5 protein-coding genes are annotated in these 7,682 nt (G+C 40.1%); 4 read left to right on the top strand and 1 reads right to left on the bottom strand.

Annotation, left to right across the window (positions count from 1 at the left end; all coding sequences use genetic code 11):
• From CK510_RS22750 to CK510_RS22740, 3 genes are all read left to right on the top strand, one after another.
• A partial coding sequence (locus CK510_RS22750) for a branched-chain amino acid ABC transporter permease (RefSeq protein ID WP_211293268.1) occupies window positions 1-1,538 on the top strand: 1,538 nt, incomplete at its 5' end.
• Window positions 1,539-1,582: 44 nt separating this feature from the next.
• Complete coding sequence (locus CK510_RS22745) at window positions 1,583-2,380, top strand: ABC transporter ATP-binding protein (protein WP_211293267.1); 798 nt, start codon at window positions 1,583-1,585, stop codon at window positions 2,378-2,380.
• Between the two features lie 94 nt (window positions 2,381-2,474).
• Window positions 2,475-3,188, top strand: a complete 714-nt coding sequence (locus CK510_RS22740) for an ABC transporter ATP-binding protein (RefSeq protein ID WP_095723857.1) — start codon at window positions 2,475-2,477, stop codon at window positions 3,186-3,188.
• A gap of 439 nt (window positions 3,189-3,627) precedes the next feature.
• On the opposite strand, the gene CK510_RS22735 is transcribed toward CK510_RS22740, so the two are convergent.
• Window positions 3,628-5,853, bottom strand: a complete 2,226-nt coding sequence (locus CK510_RS22735; protein ID WP_095723856.1) for a phosphoketolase family protein — start codon at window positions 5,851-5,853, stop codon at window positions 3,628-3,630.
• A gap of 584 nt (window positions 5,854-6,437) precedes the next feature.
• Between CK510_RS22735 and CK510_RS22730 the strand changes: the two genes are divergently transcribed.
• Complete coding sequence (locus CK510_RS22730; RefSeq protein ID WP_095723855.1) at window positions 6,438-7,445, top strand: mechanosensitive ion channel family protein; 1,008 nt, start codon at window positions 6,438-6,440, stop codon at window positions 7,443-7,445.
• Window positions 7,446-7,682 lie beyond the last annotated feature (237 nt).

Here is a 7,682-nt window from a genome sequence, read left to right as displayed (position 1 = left end):
AATCGGGTGGCGTTTTAGGCGCGATCGCAGCTTTTATTGTTCTCATTTTTGGCGGCTGGAGTGGTTCAATCATGGCTTGGCTACTTGGCTCTGCTGTCGGTTATACCCAGACTCAAGGCAAAAATGTCAAAACACCTCTAGAAAGTGCGAAACTAGGGGCACAAGCTGGTTTAATGCTGGGAATTTGGTTGTTTGTCGCTAGTGTTATCGAAGGATTAATTGTCAGACCTATTTCGGGACGACCTGTTGCAAATTTTACCGACATTCTCGGATTTGGTTTTTGTAGTTTGGTGGTTGCAACTATTGCTGCTACAGCAATGGCAGCTTTACAAGGATTACACCCTTCCCTACGAAAACAAGCAACATTGGTAGCACTGGCATTCGTTTTAATCCTTTTCCCTTTTATTGACCAATTGGCACAAACACGTTGGATTGCCACTACGATTGAAATCCAGATTTTTATTATGCTAGCGCTGGGGTTAAATATTACTGTGGGTTTTGCGGGGTTGCTCGATTTGGGTTATGCTGCATTCTTTGCCATCGGAGCTTACACAACAGGTTTGCTATCGTCACCTCAACTGAATATCCACTGGAATTTCTGGTTAGTGATTTTTATTGCCGCAGGTGTCGCCGCAATTGCAGGGGTATTATTAGGTACGCCAACATTACGTTTGCGTGGTGATTATTTAGCGATCGTGACTTTGGGATTTGGGGAAATTGTCCCGGTTCTGTTTCGTAATTTAACTAGTGTGCGTATTGATGAACCAATTTCTAAAATTATCGGTGGTTTGATTGGTCGTCCAGAAATCGCTTTGTGTTTGCTTGGTTGCGAATCTCCGATTAACTTAACTGGGGGAGAATCGGGAATTAACCCAATTGACCGTCCTTTTTTACCAATTATTGGCACATTTACCAGTAGTAACTATTACCCTTGGTATTACTTAATTTTACTATTAGTTGTCCTTGCCTATTTCTTCATTGGTCGCTTGCGTGATTCCCGTTTGGGTAGAGCTTGGACTGCGATTCGTGAAGACGAACTAGCGGCAAGTGCAATGGGCATAAACCTGGTCAAAACCAAACTCCTAGCATTTTCAATGGGAGCAACGTTTTCGGGGTTTGCAGGAGCTTTTTATGCAGCTTATATTAGTGCCATATTTCCTAGTGTCTTCGACTTCTCAGTATCGGTAATTATCCTCTGTATGGTGATTCTGGGAGGTTTGGGAAATATGAACGGGGTAATTTTAGGTGGCATCGTGATAATGGGAGCAGATCGTCTGGTTTTACCCCAACTAGCAAAACTCTTGGAAGGAATTCGCAACACCTCAATTTTGCCTTACATTGCCAATCCCCAATGGCAAGACTTTATACGCATTAGTTTAGACCCAACCCAGATGCGAATGTTCTTGTTTGGATTGACTTTGGTAATTATGATGCTGGTACGTCCAGAGGGAATCATACCCGACAAACAACACCAAGCTGAGTTACATAGCGACGAATTGGAAAATCAAGATGCTTTGGCAAAATCAACAGGTGTTTAGTTCTGATTGAGGATTTGAGTATTTAAATGTAAAAAATAAAACCAATGAATGCAAACGTAAGTAACAACATTCCCATACTCGAAACGCAACAATTAACCATGCGTTTTGGTGGATTAACAGCAGTTAATCAAATTGATTTTGTCTTAGAACGAGGCGCGATCGCAAGTCTGATTGGTCCGAATGGTGCGGGTAAAACCACTTTTTTCAACATGCTGACGGGGATTTATGCCCCCAGTGCTGGTAAATTATTGCTCAACAACGGCGATATCACGGGAACCGCACCCGATAAACTCGTAACATTAGGTGTAGCCCGAACCTTTCAAAATATCCGCTTGTTCAACAATATGTCCGTACTGGATAACGTCTTGGTGGGGATGCACAGTCGTTTGAAAGCAAATTTAGTCGGAACATTATTACGTCCTCCCCAAGTCGTGCGTGAAGAGCTAGATGCAAGGGACAAATCCAAATATTGGTTAGACTACGCAGGAATAGCCAAATCCCGCATTTTTGAGATGGCAAAAAACCTTTCATACGGGGAACAAAGACGCTTAGAAATTGCCCGCGCTTTAGCTTGCGAGCCACAATTATTACTCCTTGACGAACCAACAGCAGGGATGAACCCAGCCGAAACAGTTGAATTAACTAGATTTATTCAGCGACTACGGGATGACCTCAAACTGACTGTGTTACTGATTGAACATGATATGAAACTCGTGATGGGAATTAGCGATCGCATTACCGTCATGGCAAGTGGACGCAAAATCTCCGAAGGAACCCCAAACAAAGTTATAAATGACCCCATCGTCATCGAAGCATATTTGGGTAAAGACGACGACGATTAAACGTAGAGACGACCCGATGGGTCGTCTATATTAAACATATTAAACATATTAAAATTCCAAATTCCAAACCCCCATCATACCCCACCTAAAAAACATGCTACAAGTAAAAGACATCCACACATATTACGGAAATATCCAAGCACTAAAAGGCATTTCCATCGAAATTAAAGAAGGTGAAATTTGCACTTTAATTGGTAGTAATGGAGCCGGAAAAACCACATTATTACGGACAATTCAAGGTTTAATTCGTCCCCGACAAGGTGATATTTACTTTGAAGGAAAATCGATTAAATCAGTACCTCCAGAAAAAATAGTTAGCGATTTACATATTGCCCAAAGCCCCGAAGGCAGAATGATTTTCCCCCGGATGACCGTTTTTGAGAATCTAGAAATGGGTGCTTTTAGCCGTCGGAACAAAGAAGGGATAAAATCCGACTTAGAATATGTTTTAAATCTTTTCCCACGCTTACGCGAACGTCTAGAGCAAAAAGGTGGAACCCTAAGCGGAGGAGAACAACAAATGCTAGCAATTGGACGAGCATTAATGTCCCGTCCGCGTTTATTACTATTAGATGAACCCAGCATGGGATTAGCACCAAATTTAGTCAAAGAAATTTTTAAATTAATTAAACAAATTAACCAGGAGAAGCATACAACGATTTTGTTAGTCGAACAAAATGCAAAAAAAGCATTGGAAGTCGCAGATAGTTGTTATGTGTTGAGAACAGGGAAAATTGAACTTGAAGGTTCTGCTAAAGAATTACAATCGAATGAAGAAGTTCGCAAAGCTTATCTTGGTGAAGAATAATTATAAAAATGTTGGGTGTTTTCGCACGAAAATATTTTATGTAAATTGAAAGATATATTTTGCATCGTAACCTAGCATTAAAATTTGTTATTTACTAATATATAATGTTGGGTTACGCAGAGCCTTCACCCAACCTACAATAAATTATGGAATTTGTGCGATCGCAATTATGATTGGCTTGATTATATTCTTGAAAAAACCTATAAAAATGTAGTACGATCGCAATCTTATGTAGGTTGGGTGGAGGCTTTGCATAACCCAACACATGATATGAAGAAAACGAAAATTATTTAAACAAAAAAATATCTAAACTCACCAATAGGAGAGACACTTTAAACAACTTATAAAATGTTGGGTTACGACGCAAATGTAGATTTATTATATCGCTACAAATATCTCTCATGCGTCTCCACCCAACCTACAATCTATCTAAATATTCCTAACCGATCAAACTAATTCCCCGCTTGACTAATGCATCCGCAGTAATACCATTAAATGCCATCAACTCACCTGCACTTGCGGTAGTTTCCCCCCGCTTCCATGCAAAGGTATCCCGTGGACAATTACTTCTCAACATCACAGGTTCTAACATCGCTGATGCACCACCTGTAACACCAATTAAGCCATCTCCACCAAACAATTCATCAAATTTAGCATCATTAATAAATCCACCATCAGCTTCCGAACAAGTGTCCCAAGCGACATCACTAGCGCGATATAAACGACGGGGATTAATAATAGAAACTATTCGACTTCCTATACCTTGTTCCTGTAATTTTTTCGCAGCTTCGTACACTGGTAATAATGTCATATCCCCAATTACTGCAAAAACTACTGTCTTACTCCCCCCTTTTGCAAGAGGGGGTTGGGGGGGTAATTCTTGAAGTGCGATCGCACCATTTTCTAATCCTTCCCTAGTTTGAGCAAAGGTGGTTCTAATTGCTAAGGGTGATTTACTCGCTGTAATCACAATTCCCTTATTCTTGGTGGTTAATGCCCAGTCGTAACAAGCTTGAATGCTATTAGCATCACAGGGAAAAACAGGGAAAATATTACCATTTCGCATCATAGAAGCAAAATAAGCTTCAATTTCTGGACGTTGATGTGTCCAACCGTTGCGCCCTTGTTCTAATGCCCCTGCGGTGTATAAAGTAATTGTGGAAGGGGTTTGTCTGCGTAATTCTGCCATCGCTTGGGTGACGGTTTGCCAAATTGGTAATCCATTAATCGCGAAGGATTCGTAGGAACACCACAATGTTCTCGCACCCATTAATGCTAAACCTGCTGCTAACCCTGCACATGCGTCTTCGCTCAGGGGTTCGTAAACTTGCCCTCCTGGTGCTTGATTATACAAGTCATCTTTGACGGGATGATTGATTTTCAATGCTTGGTTAATATTGGCAATTCCTGATGCTTCGTTTCCGTCAGCGTTAGTGACGATAAAGTTTTTGTCTTTTTGCCCGACGTAACCAACTAATTTACCCATTGCTGTGGTGGCAACTTTGGCTTCTCCTCCCACTGCATATTCTTCCAGGGGTAAACTACCAATGTCTGCCAATGGTAAAACAAATTCGGTAACGGCTGTTTTCGATGCGGAACCACCACCAGCTTTTTCTAAGTTGCTTCGTACTAATTCCCAAGCTTCGGCAGGTAGTGCGATCGCTTTCAATGTTTCGACAATGTGGGGTGCGTCGAGGGTATCTTTGGGATATAGGTTATGGGATTTGGCTCCCCGTGCATGTACGCCTGCGCCTTTGAGTTGTTTTATGATAAATACGGTGAGTTTGCCGCTTAATGCGGATTTTGCCGCTTTATCGATTCCTGTTAATATGGCTGAGGTGAATTCCATTCTCTTTTGGATTGAGAATGCGGTGCTATCGACATAATCACCAGGTTGGTTTTTGTCGTCGAAGTCTTTGGCATTAACTAAAATAACTTCATCAAAACCGTTACCTTGCCAGTACGCAATCATCTCTGCATTAGTTTTGGTGGAAACCATGCTGTGGTGTTCTTGGCTGAATCCATTCCATACCAAAACAGGTAAAAAATTTGTGACTTCGGGATATGCGGTATGGAAATGTGCTATACCACTCATGATGTAGGGTTCACCTAAACCACCATCCCCAACAGTGAAGGGGAAGAGCTTGTCACGGTGGAGTAGTGCTGCGGACATGGCAAAGTGTTGTCCTTGTCCTAATGGTCCAGCTGGTGCGAGAATACCAGGTATATAGCCGGAGAGATGTCCTAACAAACCATGTTTTTCACGGAAGCGATCGCGTAATTGTTGAACTGTGGATATGCCCATGTCTTCAAGCGATCGGTCTAAGAACATGGCACTATAAAAGCCGGGAGCATGGTGTCCAACTTCGGTGAGAATGTTTTTATGTCCGAGCATGACAAGCGCTGCATATGCCTCTGCTTGGCTGGCAAATCCACCAGGATGTCCGGAAGCTTTGGAACCTGTAACTTGTAATGTTAGATAGCGTAATGCATCGGCGTAAAGGATGGTTTGGTATACTGCTGCATCGTCTTTGGGGTTGACAGCACCATCGATTACTACGCTTTCTTTTCCATATTTATCAAATTCTGGTAGAGGTTCCCCAAAATATTGTATGCCTTCGCAAAATTTGGGTGCTGAGGTGGGTTTTGGGGTGGTTGCTGTCATGCTGAAGTACCTTACAAATATCCTGTTGTGATGGAGGGTTGATTGTCCATTTGGGTTTAGTTTGTTGAATTATGTTGATAATGAATAATGCAAAAATGCTTCTATACATGGCTTTGCATTCACACAATCCAAAATTTTAGTTCCCAATGGCGTGATTGTCCAATTCAACAAAGATTTTACAACTTCTTGGTTATGGAGATTTATTTGTTTTCCACAAGTTAATCATAAGTGAATTAAGGGGTAAGGGGGAAGTGCATTAATTTGCCTCGTTTTTACTATATTGCAGTAAAAATTAATATTTAAATCTTGTCCATTTCATATCTGGGAATTTTTGATTATTTTCAGGATTTACCTAAATGGTATATGGGGTTCTTATTTTTGAGGTAATTAACCGCAGGTAAACGCAGATGAATTGAATATCGCAGGGATGTCATGGGAACTGGAGTTTTTCAACAAGATATATTAAGGTAGTGAATTAGTGTAGTTGAGAACGAAACCTTAAAGATTTGAGTTACAGCCGTTTACAAAATCCAGGATTTGAGATTGGTTTGAGTTCAGATATCGTGTTCCTGAGAATTATGACAATGACAAATATACAATGGATTTTACCAGTATTCTTGATTGTACTGGGATTGCTCGCTGGTATAGTTGGCGAAAAAGCCATTTACGACAAGCTGAAAACATTTGCTAGTCACAAGAAAATACCTGGCAGTGAAATTATCATGCGATCGCTCCACAAGATGATATTTCTCTGGTTCGTATTAGCTGGTTGTTTTGCGGCAATTTTAAGTCATCCTCTTGTTAATCGTGAAGCGAATCGGGAAATTTTTGATGTTTTCCAAAAGATTCTGACTATCATTTTTCTCTACTCGCTAACATTGGTTTTTGCCAGACTGACTTCAACTTTTGTCAGTATATTTATTCGCAAATCTGGAGGTAGTTCGGCTTCTTTATTTTCTAATATTGCCAAAACTTCTGTTTTAGCATTGGGTACACTAATTATCCTCCAAACTGCGGGGGTGAAAATTACGCCAATTATCACAACTTTGGGAATTAGTGGTTTGGCTGTTGGTTTGGCGCTAAAAGATACTTTGGAAAATTTATTTGCAGGGTTTCATTTAATTTTTTCTAAGCAGGTTCATACTGGTGATTATGTCAAGTTAGATGGTGGTCATGAGGGCTATGTGAGTGATATAACTTGGAGAAATACAACGATTCGGGAAATTTCTAATAATGCCATAATTGTACCTAATTCTAAGTTAGCATCGGCTATTTTCACTAATTTTCATCTCTTAGCCAAAGAGAGTACTTTAACTGTAAATGTCGGTGTAAATCATGATACTGACCTTGAAAATGTTGAACGAATTACAGTGGAAGTTGCTAAAGATGTGATGCAACAAGTTTCACCAAAGTTAGTTATACATGAGCCTTTTATTCGCTTTCAAAAGTTTGGTGAGACTAGTATAGATTTTACTGTTTTTATTCGCGTAAATGATTTTTTTGACCAGCGTATTGCTCGACATCTGTTCATTAAAGCTTTACACAAAAGATTTCAAATAGAAGGAATTAGAACTTTTTCTGCTACTACTTGATTGATGATATTCCCGACTTCTTCTGGAAGTCGTAGATATTATACATCTCCGTAAAAGACGTAGAGACGTAGCATTGCTACGTCTCTACAGGGGAGGGGTTTTGGATAATGTATAATTAATTCTCGGAGATGTTTATTGAGATTGGTTGATATAAAATTCTATTACAGAGATTTAATTTACATTTAACTAATAGTTAAAATAACTATCAAAGTCAAGATAAAGCCATCACAACAAATT

Source organism: Brunnivagina elsteri CCALA 953 (assembly GCF_002289455.1).
GTDB classification, from domain to species: domain Bacteria; phylum Cyanobacteriota; class Cyanobacteriia; order Cyanobacteriales; family Nostocaceae; genus Brunnivagina; species Brunnivagina elsteri.
This window is presented reverse-complemented; position numbering and strand designations above follow the sequence as displayed.